The sequence below is a fragment of the Streptomyces sp. NBC_00259 genome (genome assembly GCF_036181745.1).
Lineage (GTDB): Bacteria > Actinomycetota > Actinomycetes > Streptomycetales > Streptomycetaceae > Streptomyces > Streptomyces pratisoli.
The window spans coordinates 5,939,806-5,960,084 of the sequence record NZ_CP108080.1 but is presented as its reverse complement, the minus strand read 5'-3'; the positions used below and the strand labels follow the sequence as shown (position 1 = coordinate 5,960,084).

General features: G+C 70.2%; 20 protein-coding genes and 3 pseudogenes. 7 read left to right on the top strand and 16 right to left on the bottom strand.

The features are described from left to right. Positions 1-21 precede the first annotated feature (21 nt). Entirely contained in the window at positions 22-1,044 is a 1,023-nt protein-coding gene (locus OG766_RS26985; RefSeq protein WP_328726366.1) for a LacI family DNA-binding transcriptional regulator, read from the bottom strand. A 198-nt stretch (positions 1,045-1,242) separates the two neighbouring features. On the opposite strand from OG766_RS26985, the gene OG766_RS26980 reads away from it, so the two are divergent. Continuing rightward, complete coding sequence (locus tag OG766_RS26980) at positions 1,243-2,232, top strand: carbohydrate kinase family protein (RefSeq protein ID WP_328726365.1); 990 nt, start codon at positions 1,243-1,245, stop codon at positions 2,230-2,232. 139 nt (positions 2,233-2,371) lie between these two features. On the opposite strand, the gene OG766_RS26975 is transcribed toward OG766_RS26980, so the two are convergent. The 4 genes and pseudogenes from OG766_RS26975 to OG766_RS26960 all read right to left on the bottom strand — a co-directional run. Then, positions 2,372-2,656 carry a hypothetical protein gene (locus tag OG766_RS26975; RefSeq protein ID WP_328727590.1) on the bottom strand — a complete coding sequence of 95 codons (285 nt, stop codon included), beginning with the start codon at positions 2,654-2,656 and terminating at the stop codon, positions 2,372-2,374. Positions 2,657-2,666: 10 nt separating this feature from the next. Then, positions 2,667-2,768, bottom strand: a pseudogene (locus OG766_RS26970) (aldehyde dehydrogenase family protein); the annotation flags it as partial. Positions 2,769-3,212: 444 nt separating this feature from the next. Next, complete coding sequence (locus tag OG766_RS26965; protein ID WP_328726364.1) at positions 3,213-3,569, bottom strand: hypothetical protein; 357 nt, start codon at positions 3,567-3,569, stop codon at positions 3,213-3,215. Between the two features lie 43 nt (positions 3,570-3,612). Then, positions 3,613-3,825 (bottom strand): annotated as a pseudogene (locus OG766_RS26960) (hypothetical protein); the annotation flags it as partial. On the opposite strand from OG766_RS26960, the pseudogene OG766_RS26955 reads away from it, so the two are divergent. The 3 genes and pseudogenes from OG766_RS26955 to OG766_RS26945 form a co-directional block, all read left to right on the top strand. After that, positions 3,826-4,523, top strand: a pseudogene (locus tag OG766_RS26955) (transglutaminase family protein); the annotation flags it as partial. A gap of 159 nt (positions 4,524-4,682) precedes the next feature. Next, positions 4,683-5,345: a WXG100-like domain-containing protein gene (locus tag OG766_RS26950; RefSeq protein WP_443045541.1), complete on the top strand. Its 663-nt coding sequence runs from the start codon at positions 4,683-4,685 to the stop codon at positions 5,343-5,345. Between the two features lie 90 nt (positions 5,346-5,435). Further along, positions 5,436-5,837: a hypothetical protein gene (locus OG766_RS26945; protein WP_328726362.1), complete on the top strand. Its 402-nt coding sequence runs from the start codon at positions 5,436-5,438 to the stop codon at positions 5,835-5,837. Positions 5,838-6,111: 274 nt separating this feature from the next. Here OG766_RS26945 and OG766_RS26940 read toward each other — a convergent pair whose 3' ends face one another. Together OG766_RS26940 and OG766_RS26935 are read right to left on the bottom strand one after the other, a co-directional pair. Further along, a complete protein-coding gene (locus tag OG766_RS26940; RefSeq protein ID WP_328726361.1) occupies positions 6,112-7,440 on the bottom strand; it encodes a class I SAM-dependent RNA methyltransferase in 1,329 nt (442 codons plus the stop codon). A gap of 84 nt (positions 7,441-7,524) precedes the next feature. Continuing rightward, positions 7,525-9,573 (bottom strand): APC family permease, encoded by a 2,049-nt coding sequence (locus OG766_RS26935; RefSeq protein ID WP_266388220.1) that lies wholly within the window; start codon positions 9,571-9,573, stop codon positions 7,525-7,527. Positions 9,574-9,875: 302 nt separating this feature from the next. Between OG766_RS26935 and OG766_RS26930 the strand changes: the two genes are divergently transcribed. Both OG766_RS26930 and OG766_RS26925 read left to right on the top strand, forming a co-directional pair. Then, positions 9,876-10,544: a potassium channel family protein gene (locus tag OG766_RS26930; protein WP_266388223.1), complete on the top strand. Its 669-nt coding sequence runs from the start codon at positions 9,876-9,878 to the stop codon at positions 10,542-10,544. Beyond that, positions 10,544-11,227 carry a potassium channel family protein gene (locus OG766_RS26925; protein WP_266388226.1) on the top strand — a complete coding sequence of 228 codons (684 nt, stop codon included), beginning with the start codon at positions 10,544-10,546 and terminating at the stop codon, positions 11,225-11,227. Before OG766_RS26930 ends, OG766_RS26925 begins: the two co-directional genes overlap by 1 nt. A 147-nt stretch (positions 11,228-11,374) precedes the next feature. Here the strand turns inward: OG766_RS26925 and OG766_RS26920 are convergent, their stop codons facing one another. The 7 genes from OG766_RS26920 to OG766_RS26890 form a co-directional block, all read right to left on the bottom strand. Beyond that, positions 11,375-12,118, bottom strand: a complete 744-nt coding sequence (locus OG766_RS26920) for a DUF3159 domain-containing protein (protein ID WP_266388228.1) — start codon at positions 12,116-12,118, stop codon at positions 11,375-11,377. A gap of 3 nt (positions 12,119-12,121) precedes the next feature. After that, on the bottom strand, positions 12,122-12,529 hold the full coding sequence (locus OG766_RS26915) for an OB-fold nucleic acid binding domain-containing protein (protein WP_266388230.1): 408 nt from the start codon (positions 12,527-12,529) through the stop codon (positions 12,122-12,124). 160 nt (positions 12,530-12,689) lie between these two features. Then, the gene (locus OG766_RS26910) at positions 12,690-13,373 is read right to left on the bottom strand and encodes a response regulator (RefSeq protein ID WP_266388233.1); all 684 of its coding nucleotides are present in this window, start codon (positions 13,371-13,373) and stop codon (positions 12,690-12,692) included. Positions 13,374-13,445: 72 nt separating this feature from the next. Then, entirely contained in the window at positions 13,446-15,989 is a 2,544-nt protein-coding gene (locus OG766_RS26905; protein WP_328726360.1) for a sensor histidine kinase, read from the bottom strand. Between the two features lie 244 nt (positions 15,990-16,233). Continuing rightward, positions 16,234-17,001, bottom strand: coding sequence for a DUF3710 domain-containing protein (locus OG766_RS26900; RefSeq protein WP_266388239.1), 768 nt, complete (start codon positions 16,999-17,001; stop codon positions 16,234-16,236). 1 nt (position 17,002) lies between these two features. Further along, entirely contained in the window at positions 17,003-17,524 is a 522-nt protein-coding gene (dut, locus tag OG766_RS26895) for a dUTP diphosphatase (protein WP_266388242.1), read from the bottom strand. Further along, positions 17,524-18,066, bottom strand: coding sequence for a PaaI family thioesterase (locus OG766_RS26890; protein ID WP_328727532.1), 543 nt, complete (start codon positions 18,064-18,066; stop codon positions 17,524-17,526). The genes dut and OG766_RS26890 overlap by 1 nt, the downstream gene beginning before the upstream one ends. Positions 18,067-18,157: 91 nt before the next feature. On the opposite strand from OG766_RS26890, the gene OG766_RS26885 reads away from it, so the two are divergent. Next, a complete protein-coding gene (locus tag OG766_RS26885; protein WP_328726359.1) occupies positions 18,158-18,640 on the top strand; it encodes a DUF3093 domain-containing protein in 483 nt (160 codons plus the stop codon). 145 nt (positions 18,641-18,785) lie between these two features. Here the strand turns inward: OG766_RS26885 and OG766_RS26880 are convergent, their stop codons facing one another. Next, positions 18,786-19,754 carry a hypothetical protein gene (locus tag OG766_RS26880; RefSeq protein ID WP_328726358.1) on the bottom strand — a complete coding sequence of 323 codons (969 nt, stop codon included), beginning with the start codon at positions 19,752-19,754 and terminating at the stop codon, positions 18,786-18,788. Between the two features lie 12 nt (positions 19,755-19,766). After that, positions 19,767-20,063 carry a DUF4193 domain-containing protein gene (locus tag OG766_RS26875; RefSeq protein WP_017946571.1) on the bottom strand — a complete coding sequence of 99 codons (297 nt, stop codon included), beginning with the start codon at positions 20,061-20,063 and terminating at the stop codon, positions 19,767-19,769. Positions 20,064-20,279: the final 216 nt, after the last annotated feature.

Genomic DNA, 20,279 nt, shown 5'->3' with positions numbered 1-20,279 from the left:
CCTCGGCGGGCTGATTAGCGGTCAGACCGACGAGCGTTCGAGCAGCGGGCAGTCGATCGTCACCCGGTGGGTGTCGAGCGGCTGCCCGGCTGCGAGAGCGGCGAGCATGTCAATGCCCTTGGTGCCCATGGCCTCGAAGGGCAGGGCGAGCGTCGTCAGCTTCGGCCGCAGATAGGCGGCGATGAGTTCCTGGTTGTCGAACCCCACCACGGCCACGTCGTGCGGGATGCGCAGTCCACGTTCCTTGATCGCGTCGTACGCGCCCATCGCCATCCGGTCGTTTCCGCAGAACAGCGCGGTCGGCCGGTCGCCCGCCGGGCGGTCCAGCAGTTCGCAGGCGGCGGCGTAGGCGCTGTCGGCGGTGGCCCAGCCGGGGACGACGAGGGAGGTGTCGGGGGTGATCCCGGCCTCGCGCAGGGCACGTTCGTACCCTTCGCGCCTGCCGATGGCGGCCGGGATCGCCGGGTCGAGGTTGATGAACCCGATGCGGGTGTGACCGGCGTCCAGGAGCCGGCGGGTCGCCTTGTATCCGCCCGACACCTCGTCGGGCAGGATGCACGGCAGCTCATCTTCCGCGTCGTAGCAGTTGACGAGCACCGTCGGCACCTCCCGGGCGGCCTTGGGGAGCGTGACGGCGCGGTGCCAGGTCGTGGCGTACAGCAGCCCTTCCACCCGGTGCTCCAGCATCTGGTCGAGCGCGGCGGCCTCCTGGGCGGGATCGCCCTCGCTCGCGGCGATCAGCAGGAACCTCCGGTCACCCCAGGCGCGGCTCTGCGCGCCCGTGATCACCTCCCCCGCGAAGGGGCCGGTCACGATCTCGGTGATCAGCCCGAACCACCCGCTGCGGTTCGCGGCCAGCGCCCGCGCCCCGGCGTTGGGCCGGTAGCCGAGCTCGTCGATCGCCTCCAGGATCCGCCGACGGGTCTCCTCGGGGATGGCGGCGCCGGGCTTGTCGTTGAGGACGAAGGAGACGGTGGTCCGCGAGACACCCGCGTGGCGCGCCACATCGCTCATGGTCACGCGCTGCGTCCTGTTCGTGGCCACTTCCAGTCCCTTTCGGCCGACTGGAGACGAGACACCGCCTCCGGTTTCGCGCTTTAATAACGCGCGTTACTTCCTTGTGGCAGGGAAGTTACGTCCGTCTTGAGCGGCATGTCAATACCTGCGCAATGGGCTGCATCGGGCCACCGTCCCGGTGCCCTTCGCCACCCGCGCTCTTCCTGAGAGAGGCAGACAGTCACCATGGCCCGACCCCAGGCCCCCGTCAGTGTCACAGTCCTCGGCGAGTGCGTCGCCGACGCCTTCACCGACCCCGCCCGCTCCAGCTCCGATGAACTCGCGCTGCGGGCCCTGCCCGGTGGCGGCCCCGCCAACACCGCCGTCGCTCTCGCCCGGCTCGGCACCCCCACCCGCTTCCTCGGGCGCTTCTCCACGGATGTCTTCGGCACCCTCTTCCGTGCCCGCCTCAGCGCCTCCGGCGTCGATCTGACCGGCAGCGTGACCGCTCCCGAGCCCAGCACCCTCGCCGTCGCCGACCTCGACGACTCCGGCCAGGCCACCTACACCTTCTACGCCGACAGCGCCGCCGACTGGCAGTGGACCGACGAGGAACTCGCCGCCACCCAGCAGGACGACGCGGCCTGCCTGCACACGGGCTCCCTGGCACTCATACGCCAACCCGGCGGCAGCCGCATCGAGGACCACCTCGCCAAGGCCCGCGAGCACGTCACCGTATCCATCGACCCCAACGTCCGCCCCCTGCTCGTACCGCCCTCCGCCTACCGCGAACGGCTCCCCCACTGGTGCGCCCTCGCCGACATCCTTCGCCTCAGCGAGGACGACCTCGCGCTGCTCCTGCCCGGCGTCGGCGCCGAGGAGGCGTGCGACACCTGGCACGCCGCCGGCGCGCGCCTCGTCGTCATCACCTTGGGCGGACGGGGCGCCCTCGCCTCCCTCGACGGTCTCCGCGTCACCGTCGCGGCCCCGGCCATCGACGTCGTCGACACCGTCGGCGCCGGGGACTCCTTCACCGCGGGCCTGCTCCACCGGCTCGCCGCCCTCGGACACCTCGGCGGCCGACTCGACGCACTGAGCCTCGAAGACCTGACCGACGCCTGCTCCTTCGCCGCTCGCGTCGCCGCCCTGACCTGCTCAGTCCCCGGCGCGAACCCGCCTCTGGCGGATGCAGTGGGGCTGAAAGCCGGGGTGGCTGGGCTCCTGCCCCATGCCTGAACGCGGCATGCCCGTTCCCGCAGCCATGACTGCGGGAACGGGCGCCGAATCCAAACTCCCGGCACCCCGTACGCGCTGTTGCCGCGGCGTCGCCGGTGTTGCGAGACGGGAGCGCCGGGGAGCCGAGCGGTGCTTGAGATCAGGCGCGGCTATCGGTGAGGTCGGCGAGGAGCGCGGTGATGACGGGGCCCGCAGTGGCCATGGCGACCGAGCCGGAGGCGAGCAACCACTGGACGGAGGCCGCAGCGCCGATCATCATGAACCGCGCCCACGGCGTCACGGTGACCGTCGTCGCCCGTGACCTCGCAAGCAGCTGGTATTCCGACCGATCCGCCACGCCTGGCGCGTCGAGGTCGTCCACGGCCGGCTGGGACGCGCCCGCCGACTGGCGACCCGGCGTACAGGCCGACTCGTCTTCCGCCACCTGCGGCGACGATGGTCGGAGACTTGCCGCCCAGTTCCAGCGTGACGGGGACGAGGTTCTCGCTCGCCGCCTTCATCACGGCTCGTCCGACCTCGGTGCTGCCGGTGAAGACGGATCGCGTACTGCTTGTCGTTGATGATTGAGGTGTAGTCCTTGCTCGTCGGTCCGGGTCCTCGTCGGTGAGGGCGTTGTCGGCGCTCGACGCCCGCGTCGCCCTGACCCTCACCGGCCCCGACGGCGGGACCTGGTGGATCAACAAGGCAGGCGGCCTGGCTCCGTCCAACGGCGCGGTCGCCGCGAACGACACCGCCCCAGCGCTGACGTTCCCCCAGGCGCTACCCGCAGTCCTGGAGCATCGGCGCACCCGACCGACACGAACGCTCGAGCGTCACTTGAGCGTCAAGAATGCTCGCCGATGCCCGGTACTTCACCGATGCTGTTCTTGCTGTGCGGTGAACTCGCAGGTCAGACCGCCTCCGCAGCTACGCCGACCGCGCGACCCGTTGCTTGCCCGGAAACAGGTCGGGCAAGCCGACAGCATGCGAAGAACCGCAGGTCAGAGGCCCTTCTGAGCCGGCTCAAGAATCGCCACACACTCCACGTGCGAGGTCATCGGAAAGATGTCGGCCTGAACGGGGCGCGGAAAAGCCCAGGTCAGGCCCAGATTCTCGACCCGGCGCGCAGCGCCCAGCAGTCGATCCGTCGCACCCAACAGCTCGGCATTCGGCGGAACGAAGGCCGCCACACTGACCAGCCCCCCGTCGGGTCGCCGGTCGCACTGAACCCAGCCCAGCTGTTCCATCGTGGGCGGCACAAACCGGTCAAGATCCAAGGGTCCGATGTTGGCTTCGATGCCGATGGCCCGTACTCGCTCGACCGAGGAAACTTGGGCCTTACGCAGCCGCCAGGCCATCTCGTAGACCTGCCCGGCAAACCGCAACGTCTCCAGTTCAGCGTGTGGGCTTGTTCGTCGGCTGGTCTGAGGGGTCGGGCTTCGGGTCGGTGGCCGTCTTGGCGTTGGTGACGGTCGCGGTCACCGGGGCGCCGGGGCCCGACGTGAACGTCTTCGTCGGCTTGTAGAGGTCGTAGCCGGCGGGGGCCTTGATCTCCTTGACCCAGAACTTCGTGCTGCGGCTTGACACGGGCAGCTCGCCGGAGGCCGTGCCCTTCTCGCGGGGCTGCTGCCGTACGGGCTGCGCACGCCGCATGCCTGGGCAACCGCGACGGCGGACCTTCTGGGCGGACGCGAAGGCTTCCACGGCAGCCCCGGCGACTACCAGCACCTGGAGCCCTCGCTGCTGCACAGGGTGCTGCTCCGGCGCCGGGGCCTGCCGATCCTGCTCTCGGTGATCTGGACGGAGGTGGCCCGCAGGGCAGGCGGGCCGGTGTACGGGGTCGCTCTGCCCGGCCACTTCGTCGTGGGCTTCGGCGACCCGGAGGCCCAGGTCCTCGGCGCCCCGGACGCCCATGTGCTGGCGGACCCCTTCGCAGCGGGCCGGCTGCTGTCCCCCGAGGACACCGAACTGCTCGTTGCGAGCGCCACAGAGCCTTCTCTGAACCCGTCGATGCTGAGCCCGGCTGACCCGCTCGCCGTGATCTCGCGCATCCTCAACAACATCCGCGCCTGGGCCGCGCCGCGGCCCGAGCGCTCGGATGTCGCCCTGTGGGCACTGGACCTGCTGCTGCTCCTCCCCTCGCATCCGGCCCGGCTGCGCTATGAGCGGGCTCAACTGCTGGTACAGCGAGGCGAGTTCACGACGGGCGCTGCAGAATGGACGCCTACGCGGAGGTGGTCTCGGCGGTAGAACCGACCACGGCGGAGGCGATCAGGGGTCGGGCGCGGGCGGCGCGCGCGATGCTGAACTGAGCCGGCGGGCGGACATCTTCAAGATGCCCGGCCGACAGTTCGCCACCCTTCTTGTGCTCCAACGGCCAGCCCCCTGAATCCACTTGGTACCGACGGGACGTCACATGAAAGGGCGTTCTCCTGACTGACCGATTGCAGGTGGGAACGGGGGCTGTTGTCGTGGGGTACACGATTCCTGAGGGCGTCGACACGATGCTCGATGTCGTCGGTGTGGGCTGGCCGAATGTGGACGAGGACGCCTACCGCGACATGGCGGACTCGCTGCGGGAGTTCGCGGACGACGCCGACGACGACGCGGGGGCCGCGTACGGGCACATCCAGAAACTGCTCTCCACGGGGCGGAGCGAGTCGCTGACGGCGCTGGACAGGCACTGGTCGAAGGTGCAGGGCAAGCACAAGGACCTGGCGAAGGCGGCCCGGCTGGTGGCCGGCGCGCTGGACCGCGTGGCGGACATCATCGTGGCCCGGAAGATCGCCGCGGTGGGTGAACTGGCGGACCTGTGCGCCACGGTGGGCATCACGCTGGCGTTCGCACCGGTGACGGCCGGTCTGTCGACGCTGCTCGCCGGTGCCAAGATCGCGGCCACCCGGCAGGTCACATCAGCGCAATCGGCACAGCGCATGGTGCACCGCTACCGCATCGTCGGCGAAGCGGCCCACCTCATTTCACCATCACGGCACAAGGCCAGAAATGCGAATTCCTCGTCCTGCAAGAACAGGACCGGGTCGAGCACGTCCCCACACAGAAGGAACTCGCGGAGGCCGAGAAGCACTCCTGGGTCAGGATCCCTCGCTACGACTACTCCCCCGCTGACCGCTTGATGAATCCGTGTCAGCGGTGGGCGGCCACACCGGGCCGGCGAGTGGGCCGACACGGTCGCACGCCCTCTTGAGGACCAGCTCGCCGAGATCGTGCAAGAGGTCGGTCTCCGCGGAGAGGCGGCCGAACGCAAGCGCCAGGCCGACCTGGAGGAAGCACGGCAGCAGCGCCTGCGCTGGGAGGCCGCAAAGCGGCGGGCAACGACCGAATACGCAGAGGCATACCGTGTCCGGCACCTCGAAGCGCAAGAAGAAGCGTGGCGGCGCGCAGCGGGCTTGGCCGAGTACGTCAGTGCGCTACGCCTCCATGCAGAGAGCCTGCCGACCGGACCGGCCAGGGACGAAGCCGAGGCATGGATCACGTGGGCCGAGAGTCACGTGCAACGCCTGAACCCCCTCAACGGTTCACCGTTGCTGCCGGACATCCCCGAACCCCGCCCCGAAGATCTCAAGCCGTTCATGCGCGGCTGGAGCCCCTACGGGCCCACCTACTGAGCGCACGCTCCGCCAGACATTCGGCCCGCCGAAGTACGGCGGCAGCGCGTCTGCCGCCGCAATCAGGGGCGCCGGAACCCGACTGATTTTCTTCAAGTTCCCGCAAAGCCAGCCCTCGGGAAGTGCGCCTCCCACCCAGCATGACCTGCACGATCAGCCAGGTGACGCCCCGTCAGAACGAGCGTCATTTGAGCGTCACGAGCGTCGTTTCAGCGTCAAGATATCGCCCGTAACACCCACAGTGCACATAACGCACACCACCGGAACCTGCAGGTCAGGAGCCCTTCGCGGCAGGCTCCAGGATCGCCACGCACTCCACGTGATGCGTCATCGGAAACAGGTCGAACGCCCTCAGCGTCCGCGGCCCGTACCCGTTCTCGCGGAAGTACGCCAAGTCCCGTGCCAGTGCCGCCGGGTCGCAGGCCACGTACGCGATGCGGCGGGCGCCGAGGTTCGAGACGTACTCGACGGTGGAACGGCCGGCGCCCGCGCGGGGTGGGTCGAGGACGACGAGGTCGGCCTCGGTGATGCCGGTGCGCGGGAGGACGGATTCGACCTTGCCCTGCTCGATGCGGACGCGCGGGAGGTCCTGGAGGTTGTGGCGGGCGTCCTCGACGGCGCGCTTGCCGGACTCGATGCCGAGGACCGCGCCCTTCTCGCCCACGCGCTGGCCGATGGCGCCGGCGAACAGGCCAACGCCGCAGTAGAGATCGAGGGCCGTGTCGCCCTTACGGGGCAACAGGCCCTGCATCACGGCCTCGACGAGGGTCTGGGCGGCCTTCGGGTGGACCTGCCAGAAGCCGCCCATCCCGACGCGGTAGGTGCGGTCGTCGGCCCGTTCGCGGACGAAGGGTCGGCCGTGGACCCGGTGGACGCTCTCGTCCTTCTCGTGGATCCGGAGGACGGAGACCGGCTTGTCGAGCTCCACGATCGGCAGCCGCGCGCCGGGGCGCGGCGTGAGGATCACCTGGCGGTCGCCGGAGCCGGTGGCGGCGATGGCCTCGATCGACGCCATGCCCTCCCAGGTGCGCTTCTCGATGCCGAGTTCGGTGACTCCCGGCGCCGCGATCATGCAGTGGTCGACGGGCTCGACCTCGTGGGAGCGGTGGCGGCGCAGTCCCGCGCGGCCCTCGGCGTCGACGGCGTACTGGACGCGCGTGCGCCACGCGGGCACCTCGCCGGCGGGCAGCTTGTCGCCCTCCGCCGGCATGACCGTGCCGTCCCAGCCGGCCTCCTCGGGGGTGAGGCCCGCGAGCCGCTTCAGCTGCTCCGTGACGACCTCGCCCTTGAAGCGGCGCTGCGCGCCCGGCTTGGCGTGCTGCCAGTCGCAGCCGCCGCACCTGCCGGGTCCCGCGAACGGGCACGGCGCCTCGACGCGGTCCTTGGACGCCTCCAGGACGCGTACGGCGTCGGCGCGCAGATAGCGGGAGCCCTCCTCGCCCTCGGTGACGCGGGCGACGACCGTCTCGCCGGGCAGCGCGTGCCGGACGAAGAGGACCTGCCCGGCGTCGGTGCGGGCGATGCAGTGGCCGCCGTGCGCGACGGGCCCGATCTCGACCTCGTACTCCTGCCCGACGAGCGAGGCATCGGAAGCGTTCGGCATGACGGGGTGACTCCAGGGATACGAGAGGGGCTGTCGTCCGTGCGCGGACGACAGCCCCCCAGTCTACGTGGGTGCGAGGGCGCCTCAGCCCTTGCTGCTGGGCTCCTTGGGGCGCTCGTTCACCGGCCCGCGGCGGACCGAGCCCGGCGCGTTCCAGTCCTGGCGCTTCTTGGCCCGCTTCTTCGCGAGTTCGGAGGACTCCAGCTGGTACGGGACGGAGGTGACCATGATGCCGGGGGTGAACAGCAGCCGGCCCTTCAGGCGCAGCGCGCTCTGGTTGTGCAGCAGGTGCTCCCACCAGTGGCCGACCACGTACTCGGGGATGATCACGCTGACCGCGTCCCGCGGGCTCTCGCGCCGCAGGCCCTTCACGTAGTCGACGATCGGCCGGGTGATCTCGCGGTAGGGCGAGTGGAGGATCTTCAGCGGGACGTTGATGCCGCGCCGCTCCCACTCGTCCTTGAGCGCCTTCGTCTCGGCCGGGTCGACGTCGATGCTGAGCGCCTCCAGCCGGTCGGAGCGCATCAGCTTGGCGTAGGCGAGGGCACGCAGGGTGGGCCGGTGGACCTTGGACACCAGGACGATGGAGTGGACCCTGGAGGGCCGCACACTGTCGTCGCTGGGCTCGTCGGGTGCGGCGATCTCCTCCGCGACCCGGTCGTAGTGCCTGCGGATCGCGCTCATCGTCACGTAGAAGATCACCATGCCCAGCAGCGCCACCCAGGCACCGTGCGTGAACTTGGTGACGAGAACGACGACCAGCACCAGCCCGGTGAAGAAGGCACCGAAGGTGTTGATCGCCCGCGAGCGGATCATGTGGCGCCGCTTGGCCGGGTCGCGCTCGGTCTTCAGATGGCGGTTCCAGTGCCGGACCATGCCGGTCTGGCTGAGCGTGAAGGAGACGAAGACGCCGACGATGTACAGCTGGATCAGCTTGGTGGAGTCGGCTCCGTACACCCAGACCAGCAGGATGGCCGCGCCGGCCAGCAGCACGATGCCGTTGGAGAAGGCGAGCCGGTCGCCGCGGGTGTGCAGCTGGCGCGGCAGGTAGCGGTCCTGGGCGAGGATCGAGCCGAGCAGCGGGAAGCCGTTGTACGCGGTGTTCGCCGCCAGGAAGAGGACGAGCGCGGTGGCCGCGGCGAGGACGACGAAGAAGAACGTGTCGTCGCCGAAGACGGCGGCCGCGACCTGGGAGATCACCGGGTTCTGGACATAGCCCGAGCCGACCGGCTCCCCGTTGCGGAACAAATCGTGCGCGGGGTTCTCGGCCATCCTGACGTCGGTGGCCATGGCGAGGCCGATGATGCCGCAGAACATGGTGACGGCCAGTGCTCCCATGAGCAGCAGCGTGGTCGCGGCGTTCTTGCTCTTGGGCTTGCGGAAGGCGGGGACGCCGTTGCTGATGGCCTCGACGCCGGTGAGCGCGGCACAGCCGGAGGAGAAGGCACGCAGCAGCAGGAAGACCAGGGCGAAGCCGGCCAGGCCCTGGTGCTCCGGCTTGATCTCCAGGTCGGCGGTCGGGGCCCGCATGGTGTCGTCGAGGACGAAGCCGCGGTACGCGCCCCACATGATCATGATGAAGACGCCGCAGACGAAGACATACGTCGGGATCGCGAAGAGCTTGCCCGACTCCTTCACGCCGCGCAGGTTCATCAGGGTCAGCAGCACGATGATGACGATGGCGCAGAGCACCTTGTGCTCGACGACGAACGGGATCGCGGAACCGAGGTTCTCCACGCCGGAGGAGATCGACACGGCGACGGTGAGGACGTAGTCGACGAGGAGCGCGCTGGCGACGGTGAGACCGGCCTTGGGGCCGAGGTTGGTGTTCGCCACCTCGTAGTCGCCGCCGCCGCTCGGGTACGCGTGGACGTTCTGCCGGTACGACGCGACGACGGTGAACATCAGGACCACGACGGCCAGCGCGATCCAGGGGCTGAAGTGGTACGCCGACACACCCGCGATGGAGAGGACCAGCAGGACCTCTCCCGGGGCGTACGCCACCGAGGAAAGCGGGTCGGAGGCGAAGACCGGCAGTGCGATGCGCTTCGGCAGGAGCGTTTCTCCGAGCCTGTCGCTGCGCAGCGCCCGGCCGATCAGGATCCGTTTGGGCACGTCGGTCAGTTTGGACACGCTGAGGATCGTAAGGGTTTCTCTTGACAGCGCCCAGCCGAGGCTGGCACTGCCACCGAATCAGCCGTCCGCCGCGACGCTCCGCCGATGACGTGTGCACTCAGCGCTACGTCAGGGACGGCGCCCCCGCCTTCGGCACCGCGGATGAGGGCAACGTCGGTGCCGCGTCATAAGCTCGTCAAGGGCAACCACCGCACACTGATGCCCCGTCGTTGCCCGGCAGAGCCGAGAGAGAAGAGTGAACAGGGTGTTTGCGCAGGTCAGCGGGTTGACCGGGATGACCAGGACTGCGGGGTAGTCAGGTGCACATCGTCATCATGGGCTGTGGGCGCGTGGGAGCGGCGCTCGCGCAGACCCTGGAGCAACAGGGGCACACGGTCGCCGTCGTCGACCAGGACCCCACGGCCTTCCGCCGCCTCGGCGCCGGTTTCGGCGGCCGCCGTGTCACCGGTGTCGGCTTCGACCAGGACACGCTCCGCGAGGCGGGCATCGAGGAGGCCGGTGCCTTCGCCGCGGTGAGCAGCGGCGACAACTCGAACATCATCGCCGCGCGCGTCGCCCGCGAGATGTTCGGGATCGAGAACGTCGCGGCGCGGATCTACGACCCGCGTCGGGCCGAGGTGTACCAGCGCCTGGGCATCCCGACCGTGGCCACGGTCCGCTGGACGGCGGACCAGATGCTGCGCCGGCTGCTGCCGTCGGGCGCGGAGCCGCTGTGGCGCGACCCCAGCGGGGGCGTCCAGCTCGCCGAGGTGCACACGTCACCGGCCTGGATCGGGCACAAGGTGAGCCGGCTGCAGGAGGAGACGGGTGTGCGGGTCGCGTTCCTGACCCGGCTGGGCGAGGCGGTCCTGCCGACGTCCCAGACCGTGCTCCAGGAAGGCGATCTGGTCCATGTGATGATGCGGACGGACGAGGTCGAGAAGGTCGAGGCGGCGTTCGCCCAGGGTCCTGAGGAGGGCGGTCACTGATGCGGGTCGCGATTGCCGGGGCCGGCGCGGTGGGTCGTTCCATCGCGGGAGAGCTGCTGGAGAACGGGCACGAGGTGCTCCTGATCGACAAGGCGCCCACGGCCATCTCGGTGGAGCGGGTGCCGCAGGCGGAGTGGCTGCTGGCCGACGCCTGTGAGATCACGTCGCTGGACGAGGCGGCGCTGCAGCGCTGCAACGTCGTGATCGCGGCGACGGGTGACGACAAGGTGAACCTGGTCGTGTCGCTGCTGGCGAAGACCGAGTACGGCGTGCCGCGGGTCGTCGCCCGGGTGAACAACCCCAAGAACGAGTGGCTGTTCAACGAGTCGTGGGGCGTGGATGTCGCGGTGTCCACACCGCGCCTGATGTCGGCGCTGGTCGAGGAGGCGGTGAGCGTCGGCGACCTGGTGCGGCTGCTGCGCTTCAGCCACGGCGACGCCAACCTGGTCGAGCTGACCCTGCCGCCGGAGTCGGCGCTGGCCGGCACCCAGGTCGGCGATGTGGCCTGGCCCGAGGACACCTCGCTGGTGACGATCATCCGCGGCCCCCGGGTCCTCACCCCGCACAACGAGGAGACCCTGGAGCCGGGTGACGAGCTTCTCTTCGTGGCCGCCCAGGCGCGTGAGGAGCAGCTGGAGGACCTCCTCTCGGTCCGCCGCGAGAACCCGACGACGACGGGCTGACGCGGCAGGCCGGGACCGCCTCGGTCACGAACCGCGGACGAGGTGGCCGCAGGCAGGCAGAAGGGCCCGGGACCATGTGTCCCGGGCCCTTGCGCGTACGGGCCTGTGCCTCGTGCGCGTACTGCCTGAGCCTCGTGCGCGTACTGCCTATGCCTCGCCGTCGCGCGCGGCGGCCGCCTTACGGGCCTCCTCCTCGCGCTCCTGCGCCTCCATCTCGGCGAAGACGTCGATCGGCGGCGGGGCCTTGGCCAGGAAGACCCAGGTCAGATACACCGCCAGCAGGAACGGCGGGATCTTCAGGGTGACCAGCACCCAGCCGAGCTGTGTCGTGTCGGCCCACCAGTAGAGCGGGAAGAGGATCGCGCACTTGGCGAGCAGGATCAGACCCCAGGCCCAGCTGGCCTTGGCGTAGGCCTTCTTGCGGCCCGGGTTGCGGGTGCGCCAGGAGAGGTTCTCCTTGAAGACCGGGCCGAGGATCAGGCCGATCAGCGGCACTCCGGCCAGCGTCGTGATGATGTACGCGAGGGCCAGGCCCAGCGTGTACAGCATGCCCGGCAGATAGAAGTCCTTCGCGTTGCCGGTCATCATCGCGAAGACGACGCCGAAGGCCACCCCGAAGACCCCGCTGAACGCGTGCTTCACGGTGTCCCTGCGGATCAGCCGCACGGCGACGAGGAGCAGCGACAGTCCGAGGGCCGCGATCGCCGAGAGGTGCAGGTCCTTGTTGATCGTGAAGATCGTGACGAAGAGCAGCCCGGGCAGGACCGTCTCCACCGTGCCCCGGATCCCGCCGAAGGCCTCGAAGAGGGCCGCTTCGGTCACGGCCCTGGACTGGTGGCCGTGGCCGTCGTGGTCCTGCTCCTGCTTGGTCGGCTTGTCGAGGGACGTCACCGGCTACTCCTGTCCGAGCGGTCGGAGCTCGTATTTGGGATTGAACAGCACCCGCCGGCCGTGGCTCATGGCGATCCGGCCCGACGCGATCATCTTGCGGCCCGGTTCTATGCCCACGATGGAGCGCCGGCCCAGCCACACCACGTCCAGTGCGGCGGAGCCGTCGAACAGCTCCGCCTCCAGGGCCGGGACGCCGGCCCGCGGTCGCAGGGTGACCGTGCGCAAGGTACCAGTCACCTTCACGATCTGCCGGTCCCCGCAGTCACAGATGGGGGTGCAGCCCGATGCCTGCGCGTCCTCCTGAAGCTCCTCGGACTCGAGTTCCTCCTGGGAGCTGGACAGACGGTCGAGCATCCGGCGGAAGCGGCCGGCCGGCTTCTCCGCGTTACCGGATCGAGGTACAACACTCATACCGAAAGCCTACCGGGGTGGTCCCAGGACATCGTCAAGAGCCGATCGGTGCCGGTCTGCGGCCGGTCCTCCGCGCAGGACAGGCCGCGCAGGACGGGCCGCAGGGTCCGGTCTCCGGGGTGCCGGTCGCCGAGGTCCGGCCGCCGGGGCCCGCGGTGGATCAGCGCTCGAAGCGGTAGCCCATGCCCGGCTCGGTGACGAAGTGTCTCGGGTGCGAGGGGTCGACCTCCAGCTTGCGGCGCAGCTGGGCCATGTACACCCGGAGATAGTTGGTCTCCGTGCCGTACGAGGGTCCCCACACCTCCTGGAGCAGCTGCTTCTGGCTGACCAGCCGGCCGGTGTTGCGGACCAGGACCTCCAGCAGGTGCCACTCGGTCGGGGTGAGCCGGACGTCGCGGCCGTCCCGGTTGACCTTCTTCGCGGCGAGGTCGACGGTGAAGTCCTCGGTCTCGACGATGACGATCTCGTCGTCACCACCGGCCGGCTCGGCGCGGCGGACCGCCGCTCGCAGCCTGGCCAGCAGCTCGTCCATGCCGAAGGGCTTGGTGACGTAGTCGTCGGCACCGGCGTCGAGCGCCTCGACCTTCTCGTCGGAGGTGTGCCGGGCGGAGAGGACCAGGATCGGGACCCGGGTCCAGCCGCGGAGCCCCTTGATCACCTCGACGCCGTCCATGTCCGGCAGTCCGAGGTCGAGGACGACGACGTCGGGATGGCGTGCCGCGGCGAGCTGCAGCGCCGTCGCCCCGTCGGGGGCCGCGTCCACGTCGTACTTGCGCGCCTTCAGGTTGATCACGAGGGCGCGTACGATCTGCGGCTCGTCGTCGACCACGAGCACTCGGGTCATGAGTGCCTTCCTTCCGTCTTTCGTCCATGCGCCGGGGGTGGGTCCGTGCGTCGGGATGGTGGGTGCGCCGGGTCAGCCGATGACCTGGGCGGGGAGTTCGGAGCTGACCGGAGCGGTGCCGGACTCCGCCCGGAGGGTGAGGACCATCGTCAGACCGCCGCCGGGAGTGTCCTCGGCGGACAGTGTGCCGTCCATCGCCTCGGTGAAGCCGCGGGCCACGGCGAGGCCGAGCCCGACGCCGGAGCCGCGCGGGGCGTCGCCGTAGCGCTGGAAGGGCTCGAAGATTCGTTCCTTCGCGTCGTCCGGTACGCCTCGGCCGCGATCCACGACCCGTACCTCGACGCGGTTGCCGAGCGCGCTCGCGGACACCACGACGGGTGTCGCGTCGGGACTGTACTTGACGGCGTTCTCGACGATGTTGGCGACGGCCCGTTCCAGCAGCCCCTTGTCGACGCGCACCATCGGCAGTGTTTCGGGGATCTCCAGTTCGACACTTCCCTCGGGGACGCCGACGAGCGCCATGGGGACGACCTCGTCGAGGTCGATGTCGCGGATGAGCGCGGTGACGGTGCCGGTCTGCAGGCGGGACATGTCGAGCAGGTTGCCGACGAGGTGGTCGAGCCGGTCGGCGCCCGCCTCGATGCCTTCGAGGAGTTCGGCCTGGTCGTCCTCGGACCATTGGACGTCGTCGGAGCGGAGCGAGGAGACGGCGGCCTTGATCCCGGCGAGCGGGGTGCGCAGATCGTGGCTGACGGCGGCGAGGAGCGCGGTACGGATCTTGTTCCCCTCGGCGAGCTTGCGGGCCTCCTCCGCGGCGCCGACGAGGCGCTGGCGGTCCAGGACGACCGCGGCCTGCGCGGCGAAGGCGCCGAGGACCCGCCGGTCCTCTGCGGGCAGGACCCGCCCGGACAGCGCCAGCGCCATGTCGTCGCCGACCGGCATGTCGACCTCGGCGTCCTCGGGGCGGCGGGCGGGGCTGGGTCCGACGCTGCCCGCACAGGTCCACGGCTCGACGTCGCTCTCCCGCTCCAGCAGCGCCACGGACTCCATGCCGAAGGTCTCGCGGACCCGCTCCAGCAGCGCCTCCAGGCTCGTCTCGCCGCGCAGCACGCTGCCGGCGAGGAACGACAGGATCTCGGACTCGGCGCGCAGCCGGGCGGCCTGGTGGGTGCGGCGGGCCGCGAGATCGACGACGGAGGCGACCGAGACGGCGACGGCCACGAAGACGACGATGGCGACGATGTTCTTCGGATCGGCGATCGTGAACCGGTGGAGCGGCGGGGTGAAGTAGTAGTTCAGCAGCAGCGATCCGACCGCGGCGGAGGCGAGGGCCGGGAGCAGCCCGCCGAGGAGCGCAGCGGCCACGGTCAGCGCCAGGAACAGCAGCATGTCGTTGGCGAGGCCGAGGTCCGCGTCGGCGTGCGTGAGCAGCAGCGCCAGCAGGACGGGCCCGGCCACGCCCACGAGCCAGCCCCAGATGATGCGGGACCGGCCGAGGCGGGCGCCCCGGGCGACGGGGAGCCCCCGGCCCTTGGCGACCGCTTCGTGGGTGACGATGTGGACGTCCAGGTCGGGCCCGGACTCACGGGCGACGGTCGCGCCGACGCCGGGTCCGAAGACGTACTGCCAGGTCTTGCGGCGCGAGGAGCCGAGCACGATCTGGGTGGCGTTGACTCCGCGCGCGAACTCCAGCAGCGCGGACGGGACGTCGTCCCCGATCACATGGTGGAACGTACCGCCGAGATCCTCGACCAGCGTGCGCTGGACCGCCAGCTCCTTCGGCGACGCCGCCGTCAGCCCGTCACTACGCGCGATGTAGACGGCCAGCACTTCACCGCCCGCGCCCTTCTCCGCCAGCCGCGCGGCACGGCGGATGAGCGTACGCCCCTCGGGACCACCGGTCAGACCGACCACGATCCGCTCCCGGGCCTGCCAGGTCGAGCGGATGTTGTGTTCGCCCCGGTACTGCTGGAGGTACTCATCCACGCGGTCGGCGACCCACAGCAGGGCCAGTTCCCGCAACGCGGTCAGGTTCCCCGGCCGGAAGTAGTTGGACAACGCCGCATCGACCTTGTCCGACTTGTAGATGTTGCCGTGCGCCATCCGCCGCCGCAGCGCCTGCGGCGACATGTCGACCAACTCGATCTGATCCGCACGGCGCACGACCTCGTCCGGCACCGTCTCCCGCTGCCGCACCCCGGTTATCGACTCGACCACGTCACCCAGCGACTCCAGATGCTGGATGTTCACCGTCGAGACGACATCGATGCCGGCCGCGAGCAGCTCCTCGACGTCCTGCCACCGCTTCGCGTTGCGCGAACCCGGCACGTTCGTGTGGGCCATCTCGTCCACCAGGGCGACCGCCGGACGCCGCTCCAGGACCGCGTCCACGTCCATCTCCGTGAACACCGTGTCCCGGTACTCGATCTCACGGCGCGGGACCTGCTCCAGCCCGTGCAGCATGACCTCGGTACGCGGCCGGTTGTGATGCTCGACGAAGCCCACGACGCAGTCCGTGCCCCGCTCGATGCGACGGTGTGCCTCGGAGAGCATCGCGTACGTCTTGCCGACGCCCGGCGCCGCTCCCAGGTAGATCCGTAGCTTGCCGCGTCCCATGGCCCTCATTGTCCTTCACCGGCAACCGCGCGTCGGCTGCTGCGCCCGTCACGGACGCTTTGTTGAAGTTACATCCATGAAATCGGGCAAATGGGACAGGTTGCGGTGCTCAGGGGCCTATTGACGCGATTCTGACGCGCCTGGTGGGAGCGCGGATTCGGTGGAACGACGGTGGGCCGCACCCCGGATTCCGGGGTGCGGCCCACCGCGACAGACCGGCCCGCCCTTCGGGCGGGCATCCGACTCAGCGCACCTCGGTGATCTCCGGGCCGCGCTGCAGTTGTCCCATGCCGCCGGAGAAACGGGACGTCTCCTGGTCCTCCTGCTGGACGCCCTCGGGCACCATCTGCGCATCATTCGGCAGCTTCAGGACGATCGGGTCGCGGGGCGCCATCGGGCCCTCGCCGCGGACCACGACCGTGTCCCGGAAGATCTGCTCCAGCAGGCCGGCGGCCTGCGGCTGCACCGCACCCTGCCCGGAGATCACTCCGCGCAGGAACCAGCGCGGCCCGTCGACGCCGACGAAGCGCACCAGCTGTACGCCACCGGTGCCGTCGGGCAGCTGGACGGGGACCTGGGCCCGCAGCTCCCAGCCGAGGGGACCCTCGACCTCGTCGATGATGCCGCCCTGCTGGGTGATGCCGGAGGCGATCTCCTCGCGGACCTCGCCCCAGATGCCCTCCTTCTTGGGCGCGGCGAACCCTTGCAGCTGGACCGCGCTGTCCCGCAGCACGACCGTCGCCGCCACGATCGCGTCGCCCGCGACCTCCACGCGCAGCTCCATGCCCTCGACACCGGGCACGAAGAGACCACCCAGGTCCACACGGCCCTCTTCGGGCTTGGAGACCTCGGAGACGTCCCAGGGCCCGTCGGGCCGGGGCTCGGGCGGAAGGTTCACCCGGCGCGGCGCGTCCTGCTCCGCCGCCTCGTCCGTGTCGAGCTCGTCGACGACCTGCTCGGCCTCGCCCGCCACATCCTCGGCGGCACCGCTCTTCTTGCGACGTCCGAACACGTCACTGTCCTTCCCGGTCGGATACGACCGAAGCGTATCGATTCCCACCCTGTGAGCCGCCCGAGCCGTCAACGGCGGCGTGACCGCCGGTGGACCCGAAGCCCCCCTCGGCCCGCGCCGAGCCGGGAAGCTCCGCCACCTCGTGGAAGCGCACCTTCTCGACCTGCTGGACGACCAGTTGGGCGATCCGGTCGAACCGCTCGAACCGCACGCTCTCACGCGGGTCCAGATTGACCACGATCACCTTGATCTCCCCACGGTACCCGGCATCCACCGTCCCTGGGGCATTCACGAGGGCCAGGCCGCACCGGGCCGCCAGCCCCGAACGCGGATGCACGAAGGCCGCGTACCCGTCCGGGAGCGCGACAGACACTCCCGTGGGCAGAACCGCGCGTTCGCCGGGTGCGAGCTCGGCGGCCTGGGTGGTCACCAGATCGACACCGGCATCGCCCGGGTGTCCGTATTGCGGAATCGGTACCTCCGGGTCCACGCGCCGGATCAGTACGTCGACGGGATCGCGCATCAGGGGTTCACCTCGAAGGCGCGGGTGCGCCTGACCTGGTCGGGGTCGGCCATCGCCGCCTGGATCTCCTCCGGGCGGCCGTTGTCGATGAAGTGGTCGACCTTGACTTCGATGAAGAGGGCCTCGGCGCGGACGGCCACGGGCCCGTCGGGGCCGCCGATCCGGCCGGTGGCCCGGGAGTAGATCTTGCGGCCGCTGACCGCGGTGACCTCGGCCTCCAGGAACAGCACCGTGTCCACGGGTACGGGACGCACGAAGTCGGTCTCCAGCCGTCCGGTCACCGCGATCACCCGCAGCAGCCAGTTCAGCGAGCCGAGCGTCTCGTCGAGCGCGGTGGTCAGGACGCCGCCGTGGGCGAGACCGGGCGCGCCCTGATGGGCGGGGGCCACGGTGAACTCGGCGGTGAGACTGACACCCTCGCCGGCCCGCGCCTCCAGGTGCAGCCCGTGGGGCTGCCCGCCGCCGCAGCCGAAGCAGTACTCGTAGTGCGCGCCGAGAAGCTCACCGGGAGCGGGCGCGTCGGGGTGCCGTACCGGCGCTATGGCGTCGGCCGGAGGGGTCAGTGCAGTGCTCACAGGCGCAGACCTTACCCGCGCGGCTACCCGCAGGTCGCGCCGTGCCAAGCTTGGTTTCATGCAGCCCTCCGCCACACCCGCCGGCTCCCCTGTCGCACCCCGTTACGACGAGCGCCTGACCGCCCCCCGCTCCTGGTGGCTGATCACCGTCATGGTGGCGCTCTCGGGCGGGCTCGTGCTGCTTCCGCTGGGTCCGGTGCCGATGCTGGGCGGGCTGATCGCGGCGGGCGCGCTGGCTGCGGCGGCGGTGAGTTCGTACGGCTCCGCCCGGATCCGGGTGGTGGCGGACTCGCTGGTCGCGGGCGACGCCCGGATTCCCGTGTCGGCGCTCGGCGAGGCCGAGGTGCTGGACGCGGAGGAGGCTCGTGCCTGGCGTTCGTACAAGGCGGATCCGCGTGCCTTCATGCTGCTGCGCAGCTATGTGCCGACGGCGGTGCGGGTGCCCGTCACGGACCCGCAGGACCCGACTCCCTACGTGTACGTCTCGACCCGGGATCCGCGGGGCCTGGTGGCCGCTCTGGACGCTGTACGGACCGACTGAGGAAACGGCGCCGAGGCGGGTGGTCGGGGCGGCGCCAGAGGCAGGTGCTCGGGACGATGCCCGAGCGGGTGGTCGGGCAGACGCCGGAGGCGGGTGGTCGGGGCGACGCGCCGAAGCCGGCGGGTCCGGCCGTCACCGAGGCGCGTCAGTTGCCGAGTTCCCTGCGCAGCTCGGGCGGGATGCCGTGCGGCAGCTCCTCCGGCTGTTCCAGCCGGGGCTGCGGGGGCAGGGCGTCCCAGGAGACCTGGCGCTTGCGCAGATCCTTCCTGATCCGCTCCGCGAGCTTCCTGGTGTCGCGCCGGTTCATCACGGCACCGACCGCGGCACCGATCATGAAGGGCATCAGGTTCGGCAGATTCCGGACCATGCGCTTCATGATCTGCTGGCGCAGTTCGCGCTTCATATGGCCGCCGAGGGCGGCGTTGATCGTCGACGGTTTGGTCACGTCGACGCCGCGCTCCTCCGACCAGCTGTTCAGATACGCGACGGAGCGCTCCTTGAGATTGCCGGGCGCACGCAGGCCGTAGACCTCGTGCAGCTCGGCGATGAGCTTCAGCTCGATCGCCGCGACGCCGATGATCTCCGTGGCCAGCTCGGCCGGCAGTGCGGGCGGCACCGGCATCATGGCCGCGGCGCCGATGCCGGCGCCCACGGTCGAGGTCCCGTTGGCCGCGCCCGCGATCAGCTTGTCGGCGAGCTGCTCCGGGCCGAGGCCCGGGAACTGTGCCCGCAGGGTGGCGAGATCGCGGACCGGGATGCGCGGCGCGGACTCGATGAGCCGGTCGGCGATGAAACCGAGCGTGGCCTTGGCGGCCTCGCCGCTCTTGCGAACGCCGGTCCTGGCGACCTCGCCGCTCCTGCGCACTCCGTGCCTGACCGCGTCCAGGCGCCGAGCCCTGGTCGAGGGCTCTGCCTGGGGCGCGGCCTCGAGCGAGGCCGATCGGCCTCGCTCGTCGTCACGCACACCGGGAGAGGGCAGGTCGACATCGCCGTCCTGCCCGTCAGACGGCTCAGCGCCGTCCCACGGGCCAGGACCGCCCGGATGTGCCTCCGGGGAGCCCTTCCGCCGGAATCGCCACTTCGCCGGCCGGTCCGCCGGTCCGTCGCCTGCCATGCCGACCGGACCTCAGTCGCAGTCGCGGCAGATCGGCTGACCGTTCTTCTCGCGGGCCAGCTGGCTGCGGTGGTGCACCAGGAAGCAGCTCATGCAGGTGAACTCGTCGGCCTGCTTGGGAAGTACCCGGACCGCGAGCTCCTCGTTCGAGAGGTCGGCTCCCGGCAGCTCGAGGCCTTCTGCGGCCTCGAACTCGTCGACGTCGACCGTGGAGGTCGTCTTGTCGTTCCGCCTGGCCTTCAGCTCTTCGAGGCTGTCGGAATCGATGTCGTCGTCGGTCTTGCGTGGGGTGTCGTAATCCGTAGCCATGTCGCTCTCCCCCTCTGGGTGTTTGCGGTGTCTCAGCGCACGTAACGCGTGAGAGGCCGGACTTGTGCCCGACCTGAGGCGGAGATTTTGCCTCACATCAAGGTCTGTTACTCAATCGACACCCAATCCGACCCCTCAAGAGTGATCAGCTTGGATGGCGATCAGGACCGTACACGGTCCTAATGTCGCACTTCACGGGCGCCACCCCGTGTACTT

What these genes read in the sequence shown, in the direction of transcription:
- OG766_RS26980 (WP_328726365.1), top strand. Translation starts at nt 1,243, where the DNA reads ATGGCCCGACCCCAGGCCCCCGTCAGTGTCACAGTCCTCGGCGAGTGC.
- OG766_RS26965 (WP_328726364.1), bottom strand. Translation starts at nt 3,569, where the DNA reads ATGGCCTGGCGGCTGCGTAAGGCCCAAGTTTCCTCGGTCGAGCGAGTA.
- OG766_RS26940 (WP_328726361.1), bottom strand. Translation starts at nt 7,440, where the DNA reads ATGCCGAACGCTTCCGATGCCTCGCTCGTCGGGCAGGAGTACGAGGTC.
- OG766_RS26925 (WP_266388226.1), top strand. Translation starts at nt 10,544, where the DNA reads ATGCGGGTCGCGATTGCCGGGGCCGGCGCGGTGGGTCGTTCCATCGCG.
- OG766_RS26915 (WP_266388230.1), bottom strand. Translation starts at nt 12,529, where the DNA reads ATGAGTGTTGTACCTCGATCCGGTAACGCGGAGAAGCCGGCCGGCCGC.
- OG766_RS26910 (WP_266388233.1), bottom strand. Translation starts at nt 13,373, where the DNA reads ATGACCCGAGTGCTCGTGGTCGACGACGAGCCGCAGATCGTACGCGCC.
- OG766_RS26905 (WP_328726360.1), bottom strand. Translation starts at nt 15,989, where the DNA reads ATGGGACGCGGCAAGCTACGGATCTACCTGGGAGCGGCGCCGGGCGTC.
- dut (WP_266388242.1), bottom strand. Translation starts at nt 17,524, where the DNA reads ATGCGCGATCCCGTCGACGTACTGATCCGGCGCGTGGACCCGGAGGTA.
- OG766_RS26885 (WP_328726359.1), top strand. Translation starts at nt 18,158, where the DNA reads ATGCAGCCCTCCGCCACACCCGCCGGCTCCCCTGTCGCACCCCGTTAC.
- OG766_RS26880 (WP_328726358.1), bottom strand. Translation starts at nt 19,754, where the DNA reads ATGGCAGGCGACGGACCGGCGGACCGGCCGGCGAAGTGGCGATTCCGG.
- OG766_RS26875 (WP_017946571.1), bottom strand. Translation starts at nt 20,063, where the DNA reads ATGGCTACGGATTACGACACCCCACGCAAGACCGACGACGACATCGAT.